General features: G+C 62.0%; 16 protein-coding genes. 4 read left to right on the top strand and 12 right to left on the bottom strand.

Annotated elements, in window-relative coordinates; all coding sequences use genetic code 11:
• Nucleotides 1–8 precede the first annotated feature (8 nt).
• Entirely contained in the window at nucleotides 9–371 is a 363-nt protein-coding gene (locus M5C56_RS17970) for a helix-turn-helix domain-containing protein (RefSeq protein WP_103497432.1), read from the bottom strand.
• A 117-nt stretch (nucleotides 372–488) separates the two neighbouring features.
• Here M5C56_RS17970 and M5C56_RS17975 point away from each other — a divergent pair, with 117 nt between their 5' ends.
• Both M5C56_RS17975 and M5C56_RS17980 read left to right on the top strand, forming a co-directional pair.
• Complete coding sequence (locus M5C56_RS17975; RefSeq protein WP_103497431.1) at nucleotides 489–1,223, top strand: SDR family oxidoreductase; 735 nt, start codon at nucleotides 489–491, stop codon at nucleotides 1,221–1,223.
• Nucleotides 1,224–1,292: 69 nt separating this feature from the next.
• Nucleotides 1,293–1,892: an NADPH-dependent F420 reductase gene (locus M5C56_RS17980; RefSeq protein WP_103497430.1), complete on the top strand. Its 600-nt coding sequence runs from the start codon at nucleotides 1,293–1,295 to the stop codon at nucleotides 1,890–1,892.
• Nucleotides 1,893–1,958: 66 nt separating this feature from the next.
• On the opposite strand, the gene M5C56_RS17985 is transcribed toward M5C56_RS17980, so the two are convergent.
• The gene (locus tag M5C56_RS17985; RefSeq protein WP_103497429.1) at nucleotides 1,959–2,411 is read right to left on the bottom strand and encodes a helix-turn-helix domain-containing protein; all 453 of its coding nucleotides are present in this window, start codon (nucleotides 2,409–2,411) and stop codon (nucleotides 1,959–1,961) included.
• 159 nt (nucleotides 2,412–2,570) lie between these two features.
• On the opposite strand from M5C56_RS17985, the gene M5C56_RS17990 reads away from it, so the two are divergent.
• Nucleotides 2,571–3,191, top strand: coding sequence for an NAD(P)-binding domain-containing protein (locus M5C56_RS17990; protein ID WP_103497428.1), 621 nt, complete (start codon nucleotides 2,571–2,573; stop codon nucleotides 3,189–3,191).
• Nucleotides 3,192–3,317: 126 nt separating this feature from the next.
• Here the strand turns inward: M5C56_RS17990 and M5C56_RS17995 are convergent, their stop codons facing one another.
• From M5C56_RS17995 to gabT, 3 genes are all read right to left on the bottom strand, one after another.
• On the bottom strand, nucleotides 3,318–3,806 hold the full coding sequence (locus tag M5C56_RS17995; RefSeq protein ID WP_100943735.1) for an Lrp/AsnC family transcriptional regulator: 489 nt from the start codon (nucleotides 3,804–3,806) through the stop codon (nucleotides 3,318–3,320).
• A gap of 45 nt (nucleotides 3,807–3,851) precedes the next feature.
• A complete protein-coding gene (locus M5C56_RS18000) occupies nucleotides 3,852–4,508 on the bottom strand; it encodes a 2-haloalkanoic acid dehalogenase (RefSeq protein ID WP_103497427.1) in 657 nt (218 codons plus the stop codon).
• A gap of 95 nt (nucleotides 4,509–4,603) precedes the next feature.
• The gene (gabT, locus tag M5C56_RS18005; RefSeq protein ID WP_103497426.1) at nucleotides 4,604–5,896 is read right to left on the bottom strand and encodes a 4-aminobutyrate--2-oxoglutarate transaminase; all 1,293 of its coding nucleotides are present in this window, start codon (nucleotides 5,894–5,896) and stop codon (nucleotides 4,604–4,606) included.
• Between the two features lie 273 nt (nucleotides 5,897–6,169).
• Here gabT and M5C56_RS18010 point away from each other — a divergent pair, with 273 nt between their 5' ends.
• Nucleotides 6,170–7,096: a glyoxylate/hydroxypyruvate reductase A gene (locus M5C56_RS18010; protein ID WP_103497425.1), complete on the top strand. Its 927-nt coding sequence runs from the start codon at nucleotides 6,170–6,172 to the stop codon at nucleotides 7,094–7,096.
• A gap of 60 nt (nucleotides 7,097–7,156) precedes the next feature.
• Here M5C56_RS18010 and M5C56_RS18015 read toward each other — a convergent pair whose 3' ends face one another.
• The 7 genes from M5C56_RS18015 to M5C56_RS18045 form a co-directional block, all read right to left on the bottom strand.
• On the bottom strand, nucleotides 7,157–8,236 hold the full coding sequence (locus M5C56_RS18015; RefSeq protein WP_103497424.1) for a tartrate dehydrogenase: 1,080 nt from the start codon (nucleotides 8,234–8,236) through the stop codon (nucleotides 7,157–7,159).
• A 40-nt stretch (nucleotides 8,237–8,276) separates the two neighbouring features.
• Entirely contained in the window at nucleotides 8,277–9,734 is a 1,458-nt protein-coding gene (locus M5C56_RS18020; RefSeq protein ID WP_103497423.1) for an NAD-dependent succinate-semialdehyde dehydrogenase, read from the bottom strand.
• A 132-nt stretch (nucleotides 9,735–9,866) separates the two neighbouring features.
• Nucleotides 9,867–11,024: an acetylornithine deacetylase gene (argE, locus tag M5C56_RS18025; protein WP_103497422.1), complete on the bottom strand. Its 1,158-nt coding sequence runs from the start codon at nucleotides 11,022–11,024 to the stop codon at nucleotides 9,867–9,869.
• Nucleotides 11,021–12,175, bottom strand: a complete 1,155-nt coding sequence (locus M5C56_RS18030) for an FAD-binding oxidoreductase (RefSeq protein WP_103497421.1) — start codon at nucleotides 12,173–12,175, stop codon at nucleotides 11,021–11,023. The genes argE and M5C56_RS18030 overlap by 4 nt, the downstream gene beginning before the upstream one ends.
• Nucleotides 12,172–13,548, bottom strand: coding sequence for an FAD/NAD(P)-binding oxidoreductase (locus M5C56_RS18035; protein ID WP_247263224.1), 1,377 nt, complete (start codon nucleotides 13,546–13,548; stop codon nucleotides 12,172–12,174). Before M5C56_RS18035 ends, M5C56_RS18030 begins: the two co-directional genes overlap by 4 nt.
• Nucleotides 13,530–13,838 (bottom strand): (2Fe-2S)-binding protein, encoded by a 309-nt coding sequence (locus M5C56_RS18040; RefSeq protein ID WP_103496042.1) that lies wholly within the window; start codon nucleotides 13,836–13,838, stop codon nucleotides 13,530–13,532. Before M5C56_RS18040 ends, M5C56_RS18035 begins: the two co-directional genes overlap by 19 nt.
• The gene (locus M5C56_RS18045; RefSeq protein WP_103496043.1) at nucleotides 13,835–15,676 is read right to left on the bottom strand and encodes an ABC transporter ATP-binding protein; all 1,842 of its coding nucleotides are present in this window, start codon (nucleotides 15,674–15,676) and stop codon (nucleotides 13,835–13,837) included. Before M5C56_RS18045 ends, M5C56_RS18040 begins: the two co-directional genes overlap by 4 nt.

Here is a 15,676-nt window from a genome sequence, read left to right on the forward strand (position 1 = left end):
GCACCCTGCTAGGGCAAAGTGTCGCGCTTGGCGAAGATGCTTGCCATTTGCGCCGCGTTCTCGGTTCCCCAGGTACACAGCGGGACGATCGCATCAGCCAGACTGCGACCGAGCGGGGTCAGTGAGTAGTCCACGCGCGGCGGCACCTCCTTGTAGTCGGTCCTCGTTATGACCCGATCGGCTTCCAGATCCTTCAATTGCTGGATCAGCACCTTGTCGCTGACGCCTTGGGTCAAGCGCTTGAGCTCGCCGTAGCGCTTCGGGCCGCCGCGCAGGAAAAACAGGACCAGCGGTTTCCACTTGCCCGAGATGATACGCAGCGTGGCATTGAGCCCACAGCCGGTGTCGCAGATTTCAGAGGGTGTCGTCATTTTTCTGGGTACTTACCTAAAAGTGCATACTTGTCCTTAGGTTATCAGAACTGCATCCTTGGCCTCAAGCAAGCGGTTCCCTGCTTGCATACACAATGCTTAGGAAGGATGCACGTCATGACCAGACTGAATGGAAAGACCGCGGTAATCACCGGCGGCGCTACCGGCATCGGCCTCGCCGCTGCAAAGCGCTTCATCGAGGAAGGAGCCTTCGTCTTCATCTTCGGCCGCCGGCAGGAAGCGCTCGACGCCGCCGTGGCTGAGCTCGGGCCCAATGCCCGGGCGGTGAAGGGCTCGGTCTCGGATGAGGCTGACCTCGACCGACTCTACGCCGCGGTGAAGGCCGAGCGCGGAACCCTCGACATCGTCTTCGCCAATGCCGGGGCGGGAGGCCAGCTTCGGCTCGGCGAGATCACCGCCAAGCACATTGACGAAACCTTCGACACCAATGTGAAGGGTACGATCTTCACGGTCCAGAAGGCGCTGCCGCTGATGGGCCAGGGCGGCTCGATCATCCTGACCGGATCGAGCGCCGGCACCACGGGCGCTCCGGCAATGAGCGCCTACAGCGCGAGCAAGGCGGCAGTGCGCAACCTCGCGCGGTCCTGGGCGGAGGATCTGAAGGGCACCGGTATCCGGGTAAACGTGCTGTCGCCCGGGGCGACTGCGACCGATCTCGCGAAGGAAGCGTTGGGCGAGGAAGGTATGAAGGTTTTCGCCTCGATGACGCCGCTTCTGCGCATGGCCGATCCAGCAGAGATCGGAGCGGCGGCCGCCTTTCTCGCCTCGTCGGACAGCAGCTTCATGACCGCCAGCGAGGTCGCCGTCGACGGCGGCCTGGCCCAACTCTGACGCGCCAGGCCCGGCACGTCATTCGACTATTCGAAGCGCCGTCGGGCGTGGTAAATCCAAGGAGAATATATGAGTTACGCAATTATCGGCTTCGGCAATATCGGCCAGGCCCTGGCCAAGGCGTTTGCCCGCAGCGGCATCGAAGTATCCGTTGCAAGCACCCGCGACCCGAAAAGCTTTGCATCCGCCGCGGCCGCGATCGGACCGCAGATCATTCCCAAAACACTGGCGGAAGCGGTCAAGGCGGACATCGTCTTTTTGGCCGTCCGTTTTGAGTCGCACCCGGATGTCGCGAAGGCGCTGCCCAATTGGAAGGGCAAGACCATCATCGATGTGACCAATGCCTACGGCGTGTCCCCTGAGGAACTGGGAGGCCAGCCTTCTTCCAGGGTCGTCGCGCAGGCCTTCACGGGTGCAGGACTGGTCAGGGGCTTCAACCATTTGGGCGCTGCCGTCCTTGGCCAGGATCCGGCCGTACAGGGTGGCAGGAGAGTCGTGTTCCTGGCGAGCGACGATGACGGCGCCGCCGAGAAGATCGGTGCGCTTGCGCAACAGCTCGGTTTCTCGCCGATCCAACTGGGCGGCCTTTCGGAAGGTGGATTGCTTGTGCAGGCCCGCGGAAATAGCTGGGGTCACTTGATTTTCAAGGACTTGGTCAAGTTCGACTGACGAGTCGGGATCGCACATTCCGATGCGATCCTGCCTGGTAAACAAAGGGCCGCTACAACGAGCCTCTCATTCCGTACTCCCAGGGAAGATACATCCCCCATTGCGGACCAGCGCCTTCACCTCTTCGCCCACCTCCCGTGGGCTTTGGCTCAACCGAGCAATGAACTCCTTGCGGTGCCGCACATACGACTTCGAATCGTGTTTCGCGCTCCAAAGGACGATGTTAAGCACGATCGGGATGAGGTCCAGGCCCTTCTCGGTCAGCGTGTAGAAGTCCTTGCGCCCGTCGTCGGGGCTGGGCGCCCTCGAGAGAATGCCTTGCTCCTCAAGAAAGGCGAGGCGGGAAGCCAGGACATTGGTCGCAATTCCCTCTTCCGATTTCCGGAACTCGCCATATGTCTTCTTGCCCACAAAAACGATGTCGCGAATGATCAAGAGCGACCATCGGTCGCCGAAAATCTCCACACCGTAGTTCACTGCGCAATGGGACCGAATGTCTTCTTTACAGGTCGTTTTCATGTCCGGATCTTACATTGCTTGCATGAGGCAAGTAAATTCCAGCATATCACTTGCTTTTAGCAAGCAATATGAGCAGCATGATGTGTACTTCGAGCGCAGGCGCCGGATCGCGCCGACAGGCCATGAATGATCAACCTCATATCAGTAAGGAAACGCCAAATGAAAATCGGTTTTATCGGCGCCGGGCCTGTCGCCCAAACGATCGCCAGACACGCTCTATCGGCAGGTCATCAGGTTGTACTCAGTAACTCGCGCGGGCCTGAGTCGCTCGCTGCCCTTGTGACGGAATTGGGTTCCGGCGCTGCAGCCGGAACGGCAAAAGAGGCTGCGGAGCAGGATCTCGTCGTGCTTGCCGTTAAATGGTGGGATGTGCAGTCGGCATTGTTTCCAGTCGGCGACTGGAAGAACCGGATTCTCGTGGATACAACCAACCGCGTTGCCAGTATCGAGCCTTTGATGCTAGGCGACACTAGCGGTCGGACGTCGAGCGAGATCGTCGCCGATCTCACTCCGGGGGCGAGGGTCGTCAAGGCATTCAACACTCTTCCAATGTCTTGGATCTCGGACTTTTCGTCGTCCAAGCGTAAGACCGTGTTCTTTGTGTCCGGGGACGATTGCGTCGCAAAAAAAACGGTAAGCGACCTTATCGAGGAGATCGGTTTCCACAGTCTTGATCTGGGTTCCCTCGCAGAGGGAGGCCGACTTCAGCAAATCGGTGGAGCGCTTGTGGGAGTCAATCTTACGTTCAATGAAAGGTTTGTTCTTCCTACGGTCGACTGACCGAGGGAACGGGGGCACTGTACAATCGCAGGGTGTTCCTGGTCGTCGCAGCGCCTGACTGTACCCCTCGACTGGATTCCAGTAGAGCGGACCGGATCTCTACGGAAATGGGAAGCAAACTCCGGTTCAGTGACGCAACAATTTGCGCAGCGGCACACCGTCCTTGAGCACGGGAGACTTGATGACGATGTAGCTGAAGTACTTGGAGATGCCGATGTTCTTGTCCAGCAGGCTTTCGATCACCTCCTGGTAATGCTGGATACTGCGGGTCATGAAACGCACCAGGTAATCATAGCCACCGCTGATCAAATGGCATTCGAGCACTTCGTCCACCAGCCGGATATTGGACTCGAATTTGGCAAAGTCTTCGCGCTTGTGGTCGCTCAGGGTGACTTCGGTGAAGACCGTGACCGAATCGGTGATCTTCGCCAGGTTCAGGTGCGCCTTGTAGCTGGAAATGTACCCGGCCGACTCCAGCCGCTTGACCCGTTGCAGGCAGGGGCTGGCCGACAACCCCACCGCATCGGCCAGGCTCACGTTGGTCATGCGCCCATCTTTTTGCAGCTCAACCAAGATGCTGATGTCGATCCGGTCCAGTTTTACTAAACCTTCCATTGCCTACCTCTTGACTGCCGTTTGTAAGACAATCTTCTAGCAAAATCAGCGCCGTAAAGACAGCTGATGCTGCGTCACCAGATCCGCCATGCTGTTGATGCAGTAATTGGCCGCGCAGGGCGACGTTTGTTTTGCCCGGCCACGACAGATCAGGCACACGTCAGTGGTCGCCAGCAGACTGGCCGATGGTCGAGTGACCTGCAGAATGTGCGCCCTTTCAAGCTCGTTGACCTTCAACCATTCGGGATCGAGCAAAGGATCGTCCGCCAATGAAATAAAATCATCGGGCATGATCCCCAACCGCTCACAGAGCAGCCCCCGGTCCTCAGTGTCCCGGTCACCCCGTACCAGCAAGCGATAGAACTTGCGCAGGTACAACATCGCCCCGGGGGCGTCTTCGAACAGTGACCAGTTGGCGACCGAACGGGCAAAGCTCATCCCCTCCTCCCAACTGGCTTTCAGCCCCCAGCGCTCTGCCAGCTGGCGATGAACAAAACACAGCAAGCCACTAAAGCCTAGCTCACCGAACCGAGGATAGAGCGTGCGCACGACCTCGGCGTATTCGGCCAGCACCTGTTCCTTGTTCGGATGACCGCCTCGGCTGTCGAGCAACGGTTGCAATGCCGTCCAGACACCCGAATCCCGATCCACCAGAACCTCGTCGCAATCAATGAGCAGCGTCCGATAGTCAGTCAGCCCCATGGTGTGCAAAGCCTCCGGTGATACATTTCATCCATCCGTGCCCCATAAACGCTCACGAGCGATGCCTGGCGGCACCGCTCCGAGCAGCCACGAGCTCAGTTCAAGACCCGTGCCAATGCGCCTTCCAGAATCTGCAGCGCTTCGTCGACCTGTTCTGGCGTGGTCACCAACGGGGCGAGGAAGCGCAGAACGTTGCGGTAGACACCACATTTTATGACCAGCAAACCGCCGCTCCGGGCCTCATCAATCAACCGCTGGTTCAAGTCAGCGTCCGGAGTACGCGCTTCGTCACCCTTGATCAGCTCGAGCGCCAGCATAAAACCGCTGCCGCGCACATCACCGATTTGCCAGTGACGCGCCTGCAAACGCAACAGCCCCTGGCGCAAACGCTCGCCCAGTGCTTCGCCACGGGCCAGCAACTGTTCTTGCTCAAAGGCGTCGATCACCGCCAGGGCCGCGGCGCAGGACAAGGCGTTGCCGCCGTAGGTGCCACCCAGGCCGCCTGGCAACGGGGCGTCCATGATCGCCGCCTTGCCGACCACACCCGATAGCGGCAAGCCACCCGCCAGGCTCTTGGCGACCGTCACCAGATCCGGCTGGATCCCGGCATGCTGGAAACCGAACCATTTGCCGGTACGGCCGAAACCGGTCTGGATTTCATCGAGGATCAACACGATGCCGTGCTTTTCAGTCAGGGCACGCAGCGCCTGAAGAAACTCCACCGGTGCCGAGAGGAATCCGCCGTCCCCCTGCACGGGCTCGATGATGATGGCCGCGACCCGTTCCGCTGCCACCTGAGTGGCCAACAACTCGTCGAGTGCCTTGAGCGCCATATCGCTGCTGACACCGCGGTAGGCATTCGGGTACGGGGTATGGAACACCTCCGGCGCGAACGGTCCGAAGTTCTGCTTGTAAGGCTGGCTCATGCCGGTCAGTGTAGTGCCGAGCAAGGTGCGACCGTGGAAACCCCCGCGAAAAGCGATAACAGCCGAACGGTTGGTGTGGGCACGGGCGATCTTGATCGCGTTTTCCACGGCTTCGGCACCCGAGGTGAAGAACGCGGCTTTGTACGCCTCCTGGCCACCGATCATTTCGCACAGGCGTTGGGCCAGATCGAGATAAGGCTGATAGGCAACCACCTGGAAACAGGCGTGGGAGACCTTTTGCAATTGTGCCTGCACGGCCGCGACCACCTTGGGATGATTGTGACCGATATTCAGCACACCGATACCGCCGACGAAGTCCAGGTAGCGCTTGCCGTCCACATCCCACAATTCGGCACCCAGGGCGCGATCGATCACCAAGGGGTGAGCGGTAACCAGGCCACGTGGCACGAATTGATCGCGCTGACGGAGCAAATGAGGGGTTTTGTCGACTTGGCTATTCATGGCATTTCCCATCGTGAGTCCGGCAACCGGGAGATGGTTGCGATGCTGTTCAGGTTAAGCGTTGCGCGAAACGATCTACGCCGAACTTGGCCCCTGAGAAATTCGGATCGACTGTTTTCACCCTGCCAAACGGCAGATTCCTTCAGCACGCCGAATCTGCCGGAGCATCGCCAATAGAACGTCGCGCGACCCGTTTGACCCGGCGCTTTCAACAGATCCTGCGCCGGCATTGCGCGATGATGGAGAACACCTTCAGCCGTTCAGGAAATGCCCATGGCCCTGCTGTATAAAGCTGACCCCGTACGCGGCGAACAGTGGAAAGCGCTGTTTGCCGAACATGCCCCGGATATCGAATGGCGCGCCTGGCCGGACATCGGCGACCCCGCGGACATCGAGTACCTGGCCGCCTGGCAGGCGCCCGACGACCTCGAGGCCTTGCTGCCCAATCTCAAAGTGCTGTTCGCCCTGTCCGCCGGAGTCGATCAACTGGACCTCGGTCGCTTGCCCGTCAGTTTGCCGCTGGTGCGCCTGCTGGATCCGGGCATCACCCGGGGCATGTGCGAATACGCCAGTTTCGCCGTGCTGAGCCTGCACCGGGACATGCTCCGTTATCGCCAGCAACAAACGGCTCGCTGCTGGCAGGCGCACGTGCTGCAACCGGCCCACAGGCGTCGGATCGGGGTCATGGGTCTCGGGACCCAGGCCCGGCAGATTCTGGCAACGTTGCAGCCCCTGGGGTTTGCGTTATCGGGATGGGCCCGCAGTGCCCATCAGGTTGAGGGTGTGGAATGCTATGCCGGCAACGAACAGCTGCCGGCGTTCCTGAACCAGTGCGACATTTTGCTGTGCGTACTGCCGCTGACCGAACAGACCGAGGGCATTCTCGATGGCAAACTATTCGAACAGTTGCCCCAGGGCGCGGCGCTGATCAACATGGGCCGTGGTGGGCATCTGGTGGAAGGTGATCTGCTGGCGGCCCTGGACAGCGGGCAACTCAGCGGCGCGGTCATCGACGTGCTGCAGCAAGAACCGGCACCGGCGGATCATCCGTTCTGGCACCACCCGAAGATTCTGCTGACCCCACATATCGCGGCCATGACCCAACCGGAAAGTGCGTTCGAGGTGTTGCTGGAGAATATTCGGCGACACCAACGTGCAGAGCCGATGGTCGGTGAGATCGATCGTACCCGGGGTTATTGAATACAGCGAGCATCCACTGTGGAAGCGAGCTTGCTCCCCCACAGTGGATCGTGGCGTGGGTCAAAGTCGCTCGGCAATCGCTCTGCCCACTTCCTGTGTCGAGCCCTTTCCACCCAGGTCCGGTGTGATCGGCCCGTCGGCGATCACATGTTCGATCGCCTGCACAATCCCGTCATGCGCCGCGCGATAGCGCGCGTCACCGTTACCCAGGAAGTCGAGCATCAGCGCACCGGACCAGATCATCGCAATCGGGTTGGCGATATTCTGCCCATAGATGTCCGGCGCCGAGCCGTGCACCGGCTCGAACAGCGACGGAAAGCGCCGCTCGGGATCGAGGTTGGCCGACGGCGCGATACCGATGGTCCCGGCGCAGGCCGGGCCGAGATCGGAAAGAATGTCGCCGAACAGGTTCGACGCCACCACCACATCAAAACGGTCCGGTTGCAGGACAAAACGTGCGCACAGAATGTCGATGTGCTGCTTGTCCCAAGTGATCTGCGGGTACTTCGCCGCCATCAATGCGGTGCGCTCGTCCCAATACGGCATGCTGATGGAAATCCCGTTGGACTTGGTCGCTGCCGTCAGGCGCTTGCGCGGCCGGGTCTGGGCCAGGTCGAAGGCGAATTTGAGAATCCGGTCCACACCGCGCCGGGTGAACACCGACTCCTGCAACACGAACTCATGCTCGGTGCCTTCGAACATCTTGCCGCCGACCGAGGAGTACTCACCCTCGGTGTTCTCGCGGATCACCACAAAATCGATGTCCCCCGGCTTGCGCCCAGCCAGGGGGCACGGCACTCCGGGGAACAGGCGCACCGGACGGATATTCACGTACTGGTCGAAGTCGCGACGGAACTTGAGCAGCGAGCCCCACAGGGAAATATGGTCCGGCACCTTGTCCGGCCAACCCACGGCACCGAAATAGATCGCGTCAAAGCCCTTGAGCTGTTCGAACCAGTCGTCGGGCATCATCTGCCCGTGCTCCAGATAATAATCGCAGTGGGCCCAGTCGAGTACTTCGATGCTCAAGTCCAGCTGCCATTTCTTCGCGGCCTGCTCCAGCACACGCACCCCTTCCGGCAGGACTTCCTTGCCGATGCCATCGCCGGCAATCGCGGCGATTCTGAATGTCTTGCTCATCAATCTGCCTCGCAAAATGTCTGTGCCATCGTCGGTCGGGTTACAGCCCGCCCATGTGGAAGGCTTTGACTTCCAGGTATTCGTCGAGGCCGTACTTGCTGCCTTCACGGCCCAGGCCCGACTGTTTGATACCGCCGAACGGGGCGACTTCCATGGAAATGATCCCGGTATTGAGACCGACCATGCCGAACTCCAGCGCCTCGCCGAAACGCCAGGAGCGACGCAGGTCCTGGGTAAAATAATAGGCGCCCAGGCCGTAAGGCGTGGCATTGGCCAGCGCGAGGGCTTCGGCCTCGGAGGTAAAACGCATCAGCGGCGCCACCGGACCGAAGGTTTCTTCGTTGGCCAGCAGCATGCCGGCGTGGGCTTCGCCGAGTACGGTGGGCTGGACAAACTGACTGTCGCCCTCGGGAATGGCGCCGCAGAGCAAACGCGCGCCCTGGCTCAAGGCATCATCGATATGTCGGGCAACTTTGCTCACGGCGGCCGCATTGATCAGCGGTCCGATAGTGACGTCGGCCTCCAGGCCGTTGCCGACCTTGAGCTTGCCCACCTCCTCCACCAGCCGCTGGGCAAATCGCTCGTAAATGCCGTCCTGCACCAGAATGCGATTGGCACAGACGCAGGTCTGGCCGGCGTTGCGAAACTTGCTGAGCATGATGCCGGCCACTGCCTGCTCCAGGTCAGCGTCATCGAACACAACGAACGGTGCATTGCCGCCCAGCTCCAGGCTCAGGCGTTTGATGTGTTCGGCGCTCTGGCGCATCAGCAATCGGCCCACGGCCGTGGAGCCGGTGAAGGAAATCTTCCGCACAGTCGGGTTGGCGGTCAGTTCTTCGCCGATCCCCGCGGGCATGCCGGTCAGCACATTGAATACCCCGGCCGGAATCCCGACCCGCTCGGCCAGCACCGCCAGGGCCAGGGCCGACAGCGGTGTCAGGTCCGAGGGTTTGACGATGATCGGGCAACCCGCCGCCAGCGCGGGTGCGCATTTGCGGGTGATCATCGCGTTGGGGAAGTTCCACGGGGTGATCGCGGCGCAAACACCCACGGGTTGCTTGAGGGTCAGCAGCCGGCGATCGCCGCTGGGGGCCGGCATGGTTTCGCCGTAGACCCGTCGGGCTTCCTCGGCGAACCATTTGACGAAACCGGCGCCGTAGCGAATTTCGCCCTTGGCTTCGTTCAAGGGTTTGCCCTGCTCGCAGGTCATGATCAGTGCCAGGTCATCGAGATTGTCGATCATGGCCTGATACCAACACTCCAGCAGCGCCGCACGCTCGGCCGCCGGGCGTGCGCGCCAGACCGGCCAGGCCCGTTCCGCCGCCTCGATGGCGCGACGGGTTTCCGTACCTTGCATCGCCGGCACGCGGGCGAGCAACTGACCGCTGGCCGGGTCGATGACGTCCAGGGTCGCGGCGTTGTCAGCGCCGACCCACTGCCCATCGATATAAGCGAGTTCTGCCAAAAGGCTGGGGTCTTTCAAACGATTCTTGAGCATGGTCGAGGTCCTGATCCGAGACACGCTCCAGTCTAGGGAGGTGCCACGGACGAGGATGCTGAAAGCGCCTTGAGGGCAGTGTCGGATGCTGAAATTTGCGCAGCAACGGTAGATTTGTGGTCTATGGGGAAATCACAGTTTCAGGGAGCCCAGCAGTCCCTCCAGAAACCGCTCCCCGGCCTCCATCTGGCTGATCTCGATAAACTCGTCCGGCTTGTGCGCCTGTTCGATCGATCCAGGCCCACACACCACCACCGGAACATCCAGACGCTGCTTGAACAACCCGCCTTCGGTGCCGAAAGAAACTTTGGCGGTACCGGTGTCCGGCGCTGCAAAGTTCTTCAGAAAGCGCACCGCTTCGACACTCGGGTGGGTGTCGAGCCCCGGATAGACATTGAGGGTTTCGATTTCGATGTCCGCGACACTGGACAAGCGCTTGGCCTCGCGCACGATCACTTGCGCACGCTCGCGCATCTGCTCGAGGAACTGATCCAGATCGTCCGCCGGCAGGTTGCGCACTTCAAAGTCGAGGGTACAGAGGTTCGGCACAATGTTCAGCGCCCTGCCGCCGACGATCTGCCCGACATGCACCGTGCTGTAAGGCACATCGTAGTCCGCATCCTGGGCGCCCTGCTCCTGCAATTGCTGCTGGCTTTGACGCAGCGCCGCGATAAAGTCACAGGCCACGTGAATCGCATTGACCGAGCGCGGCGCCAGGGATGAATGAGCCTCCAGGCCCCGGCAGTACGTGCGATAGGAACCCTTGCCCTTGTGGCCCAGCACAAACTGCATTTGGGTCGGCTCGCCGATCAGGCACAGGAAGGGACGTACCGGTGCCAGGTGCAACACGTCCAGCAAACGCCGCACGCCGACGCAACCGGTCTCTTCGTCATGGGACAGGGCCAGTTGCAGCGGTCGGCTCAATGGGCTGTCCGCTGCCTCGAGCATGGTGTCGATGGCCAGGGCGATGAAACCCTTCATGTCGCAGCTACCGCGACCGTAAATCTTCCCGTCCTGCACCGTTGCCTGAAACGCCGGAAAGCTCCAGGCCTGGCCCGCCGCCGGGACCACGTCGGTGTGCCCGGACAGCAGAATCCCCGGTAACGCCCGAGGGCCGGTACTGGCGAACAGGTTGGCTTTTTTGCCCGTTTCATCCTTGACGATCAGCGACTCGATGCCCTTGCTCAGCAACAGGTCGCGGACATACTCGATCAAGGCCATGTTCGACTCCGAAGACACGGTGTCGAAGGCCATCAGGCGTTTGAGAATATCCAGTACACGGGGTTTCATGAGGCCTTGCTCCGTTGCTCGGCTGAAAGGGCGAACCGACGGATGGAGAACGGCTCAATCGAAGTGCTGGTGCTGCCGGTGCTGATCAGTTCGGCCATCACGTCACCGACACCCGGGCCGAGCTGAAAACCGTGACCACAGAAGCCGAAGGCATAGAACAAGCCGTCGACGGTGCCGCTCGGGCCCATCACTGGCAGGGAATCGGGCAGGTAACCTTCGATACCGCTCCAGACCCGGATAATGTTCAGATTGCCGACACCCGGCAGCAGACGACGCATCTGCCCCAGTTGGTTGAGGATGCTGCGCGGCTCGACCTGGGCCCGACGGGTCAGCATGTCCGGTTTGCTGCGGTAGCCACCGCCGATGACGATGTTGCCACGGGGGATCTGGCGGAAATAAATCACTTCCTCGGGAATCCTGGTGTACACCCCGATCACCGTCGGCAAGGCGTAAGGCACCGGCTCGGTGACCGCCATCTGCGGGCCATGGGTGTCCAGCGGCACCGGCTCGCCGAATTGCGCCGAGAGTTTCTGCCCCCAGGCACCGGCGGTAATCAGCAGGCGTTCGGCGTTGAACTGGCGACCATCGGTGGTGGTGATGCGGAACTCGCCGCCAACCTTCTGCACCTCGGCCACTTCAGTCTGTTCCTCGATCCGAGCGCCGATACGCCGTGCCGCCCGGGCAAACGCCGGGGCCGCCAGACGAGGGTTGGCATGGCCGTCGTGGGGTGCATAGGAACCGCCCTTCACGTCCGGCCCCAGGAATGGGAAACGCTGGTGCAGGTCTGCACCGCGATAAATCTCCAGGTCCAGTTGCGCGGCCTCGGGGGCCGCGGCATAGGCCTCGAGCTCGGCGATTTCGTCTTCGCGGTAGCACACCCGCATGTGCCCGCTGGCAATGAACTCGAGGTCGTCGTCAATCAGCTCCGGCAAGCGCTTCCACAACGCCCAGGAACGGTTGGCCAATTCCAGCTGCCCAAGGAAACGCCCCTGCCGCCGGACATTGCCGAAGTTCACGCCGCTGGCGTACTGGCCGATCTGGTCACGCTCCAGCAGGATCACCGTCTGCCCGCGCCGGCGCAGGAAAAACGCTGCGGCCGACCCCATCAGGCCGCCACCGACAATCACCACATCGGCTTTCTGTAGCGTCATGGCGACACCTCCTCGGTGAGCATCGACAGCGGTTTGACCGGCGCCTGACCGCGCTGGCGGCCGACCTGTTGCACGGTGACGCCCGCCGCGGCGGCAATCACCTCGGCCCCGGCCTGGGAGCAGTAACGCCCCTGGCAACGCCCCATGCCGACCCGGCTGAAGGCCTTGGCCCGATTGACTTCACAGGCACCTTTCTCGCTGACCGTGCGTCGCAACTCACCGGCGCTGATCATCTCGCAACGGCAGACAATAGCGGTATCCGGCAAGGCTTTGGCTTGTGCCGAGGGCCAGGGAAACGCCTGAGCCAGACCCAGGCGAAACTGCTCCATCACCGCCAGCGCCTGACGCTGTTCGTCGCGTAATCCGGCATTCACCGGTTTGTGCTGATCCTCCAGCAGCGCCATCGCCACCAGGCGTCCGGCATGTTCGGCGGCATCCGCGCCACGGATTCGCGAACCATCACCGGCGGCATACACGCCGCTCACCGAGGTCCGGCCATCGTCATCGGTAGCCAGCAACCATTGGCTGGAGGCCTCATCGAAGCGCAAGCGACAACCGGCCAGATCGGCCAATTGGGTTTCCGGGCGCAGGTGATACCCCAGGGCGACGGCATCGCACGCCACGTTCAAGGTCGCCCCTGCCGCCGTCCGCACTCGCACACCACTGACCCCGCCGGCGGCGTCACCCAGCACCTGCTTGGGTTGGATACCCAGGTGTACGGGAATCTTCGCCCGGTACAACTGCGCCAACAATTTCATCCCGGTGAACAGCAACCCGGGACGCGCCAGCAGTTTCGGCAAGGCGCCGAGGCGCTTGCCCAGCGGCGAAGTGTCGAGCACCGCCGCTACCTTGGCACCGGCCTTGAGGTATTGGCTGGCGACCAGGTACAGCAACGGCCCGCTGCCCATGAACACCACGCTATGACCGATGGACACCGCCTGGGACTTGAGCGCGATCTGCGCGCCACCCAGGCTGTAGGTCCCCGCCAACTGCCAGCCTTCGATTGGCATCAGGCGATCGGTGGCACCGGTACAAAGGATCAGCGCGTCGTAATCCACGGTCGAGTGCCTGCCCTGGCTGACGCAGCACAGTTGCCCCGGCGTGAGGTTCCACACCAGGGTCTCCGGGCGATAATCGATCGACCCGCGCAAGCGCTCGAAACTCATGTGCAGGTCCCGGGCCTTGGCGGCTTCGGTGCCATACAAGGTGGCGTAGTCGCGGGTGAAACCTTCCGGCTGGCGCCGGTAGATCTGCCCGCCATCGCGACGATTTTCATCGATCAGGATCGGCTTGAGACCAGCAGCCAGCAGGGTTTCGGCGCAACGAACACCGGCCGGCCCGGCGCCGACGATGACTATCCGTGCAGTGGCCATATCGCCTCCGGTTGCGTGGTGAGAATATCCAGCCCTTCACGGACTTCGTTGGAACAGGCACGCAGGCGTTCACCACTGCGGGTCCAGACCCAACAATCCTGGCAAGCGCCCATCAGGCAGAAACCGGCACGGCGCCCCGTATCGAACTCCGACTGGCGCAACGCCGTGCCCTGGGTCAACAGCGCGACCATCAGCGTGTCGCCCTGCAAGGCTTCAATCGGTGCGCCGTCCACCTGCAGTTTGACGGTCGGCCGGCCCTGCTCGGCCAGCCTTACAAAACGCCCCTTCATGCATAGGCTCCCTGGGTCAAGAGATTCAAATCCAGCTGCGTCTTGAGCAGCTCGGCGCTGTCGTGGTGGCAGAGGATTTCACTGCCGCCCTCGATGATCCGACGGCTCGGCGCGGTGTGATTGCACAGGCCGTCCACCCGTACCGGGCAGCGGTTGAGGAAGGTGCACAGCTCCGCCACATTGGCCTTCGCGCCGATGGGCGGCAGTTCGCCGCAGGTGGTACCGCAGCTCTCCAGCCAGCCCTGGCGCAGCTCCGGCACCGAATGGATCAACAGATCGGTGTAAGGATGGAACGGGGCCTGGGCAAATGACTGCCGGGTGCCGGCCTGAACCTTGTGGCCGCTGTACATCACCACGATGTCGTCGCACAGCGCGCGTACGGTGGAAATGTCGTGGCTGATAAACAGGTACGAAACCCCCAGCTCCTGACGCAGGTCGCGCAGCAGTTCGAGAATCGCCGCGCCGACCACGGTATCGAGTGCCGAGGTCACCTCGTCGCACAGGATCAGGTCCGGTTTCGCCGCCAGCGCCCGTGCCAGGTTGACCCGTTGCTTTTGCCCGCCGGAGAGTTCATTCGGACGCCGTTCGGCCATGGTCCGCGGCAACCGCACCAGGTCCAGCAGTTCGCCGATACGCTCGCGCAATGCCGCCCCCTTGAGGCCGAAATACATCTTCAGCGGGCGGCTCAGAATGGTACCGACGCTGTGCATCGGGTTGAGCGCGGTGTCGGCGTTCTGGAAGACCATCTGAATGCGTCGGAACTGCTCGGGGGTGCGCTCGCCAAGACTCGCCCCCAAGGGCTGGCCAGCGAACGTCAGCCCACCCAGTGCCGGAGTCAGCAGCCCGGCCACCACCCGCGCCAGGGTCGACTTGCCGGAACCCGACTCGCCAATCACACCAATGGCCTGCCCCCGGCGGACAGTCAGGTCGATGTCTTCCAGCACGCGGATCGACGGCATGCCTTGCAGGTTCTTGTTGCCATAGCCGGCGGTCAGTCCCTTGATGGTCAACAAGGGTTCGTCTTCGGCGACACCGCTGGGCGGGCGGATCGTCGTATCAGGCCGCGCCGCCGCCAGCAGGCTGCGGGTGTACTCATGGGCCGGGCCCTTGAGCAGCGGCGCGGTGGCGCTCTGCTCGAAGACCTGGCCACCGTTGAGCACCACAATCTGGTCGGCCATCTGCGCCACGACGGCCAGGTCGTGAGAGACATAGACCGCCGTCGCCCCACGTTCCCGGACCACCCGTTTGAAGGCGCGCAGCACGTCGATCTGGGTGGTCACGTCGAGGGCGGTGGTCGGTTCATCGAGTACCACCAGCAGCGGATCGCTGATCAACGCCATCGCCGCCATCACCCGCTGCAATTGCCCGCCCGAGACCTGGTGCGGGTAACGCTGGCCGATGTGCTCCGGGTCCGGCAGCGCCAGGTCGCGGAACAACTCGATGGCCTTGGCTTCGAGCACCGCCCGGCTGCCAAGGCCATGAATCAAGGCGCCCTCCACCACCTGGTCGATCAGCTTCTTCGCCGGGTTGAACGCCGCCGCCGCGCTTTGCGCGATATACGACACCCGGTTGCCACGCAAACCTTGCAGTTCGCGTTCACTCAACGCCAGCATGTCGTGCTCGCCGACCTGCACCACACCGCCCGACAGCCGGCAGCCGCGCCGGGCATACCCGAGCAGCGCCAGGGCGATGGTGGTCTTGCCGGAACCGGACTCACCGATCAACGCCAATACTTCACCTTTTTCCAGGGAGAAGCTCACACCCTTGACGATTTCCACCTCGCCCCGTTCGCCACAGGCAACTACGCGCAGGTCTTCAACTCGAATCAGCTCACTCAT

This window comes from Pseudomonas sp. MWU13-2862, from assembly GCF_023242495.1.
Taxonomy (GTDB): Bacteria; Pseudomonadota; Gammaproteobacteria; order Pseudomonadales; family Pseudomonadaceae; genus Aquipseudomonas; species Aquipseudomonas gingeri_D.

Excerpts from the sequence above, each read along its gene's own strand:
- M5C56_RS17970 (WP_103497432.1), bottom strand. The coding sequence starts at position 371 with ATGACGACACCCTCTGAAATCTGCGACACCGGCTGTGGGCTCAATGCC.
- M5C56_RS17975 (WP_103497431.1), top strand. The coding sequence starts at position 489 with ATGACCAGACTGAATGGAAAGACCGCGGTAATCACCGGCGGCGCTACC.
- M5C56_RS17980 (WP_103497430.1), top strand. The coding sequence starts at position 1,293 with ATGAGTTACGCAATTATCGGCTTCGGCAATATCGGCCAGGCCCTGGCC.
- M5C56_RS17985 (WP_103497429.1), bottom strand. The coding sequence starts at position 2,411 with ATGAAAACGACCTGTAAAGAAGACATTCGGTCCCATTGCGCAGTGAAC.
- M5C56_RS17990 (WP_103497428.1), top strand. The coding sequence starts at position 2,571 with ATGAAAATCGGTTTTATCGGCGCCGGGCCTGTCGCCCAAACGATCGCC.
- M5C56_RS17995 (WP_100943735.1), bottom strand. The coding sequence starts at position 3,806 with ATGGAAGGTTTAGTAAAACTGGACCGGATCGACATCAGCATCTTGGTT.
- M5C56_RS18000 (WP_103497427.1), bottom strand. The coding sequence starts at position 4,508 with ATGGGGCTGACTGACTATCGGACGCTGCTCATTGATTGCGACGAGGTT.
- gabT (WP_103497426.1), bottom strand. The coding sequence starts at position 5,896 with ATGAATAGCCAAGTCGACAAAACCCCTCATTTGCTCCGTCAGCGCGAT.
- M5C56_RS18010 (WP_103497425.1), top strand. The coding sequence starts at position 6,170 with ATGGCCCTGCTGTATAAAGCTGACCCCGTACGCGGCGAACAGTGGAAA.
- M5C56_RS18015 (WP_103497424.1), bottom strand. The coding sequence starts at position 8,236 with ATGAGCAAGACATTCAGAATCGCCGCGATTGCCGGCGATGGCATCGGC.
- M5C56_RS18020 (WP_103497423.1), bottom strand. The coding sequence starts at position 9,734 with ATGCTCAAGAATCGTTTGAAAGACCCCAGCCTTTTGGCAGAACTCGCT.
- argE (WP_103497422.1), bottom strand. The coding sequence starts at position 11,024 with ATGAAACCCCGTGTACTGGATATTCTCAAACGCCTGATGGCCTTCGAC.
- M5C56_RS18030 (WP_103497421.1), bottom strand. The coding sequence starts at position 12,175 with ATGACGCTACAGAAAGCCGATGTGGTGATTGTCGGTGGCGGCCTGATG.
- M5C56_RS18035 (WP_247263224.1), bottom strand. The coding sequence starts at position 13,548 with ATGGCCACTGCACGGATAGTCATCGTCGGCGCCGGGCCGGCCGGTGTT.
- M5C56_RS18040 (WP_103496042.1), bottom strand. The coding sequence starts at position 13,838 with ATGAAGGGGCGTTTTGTAAGGCTGGCCGAGCAGGGCCGGCCGACCGTC.
- M5C56_RS18045 (WP_103496043.1), bottom strand. The coding sequence starts at position 15,676 with ATGAGTGAGCTGATTCGAGTTGAAGACCTGCGCGTAGTTGCCTGTGGC.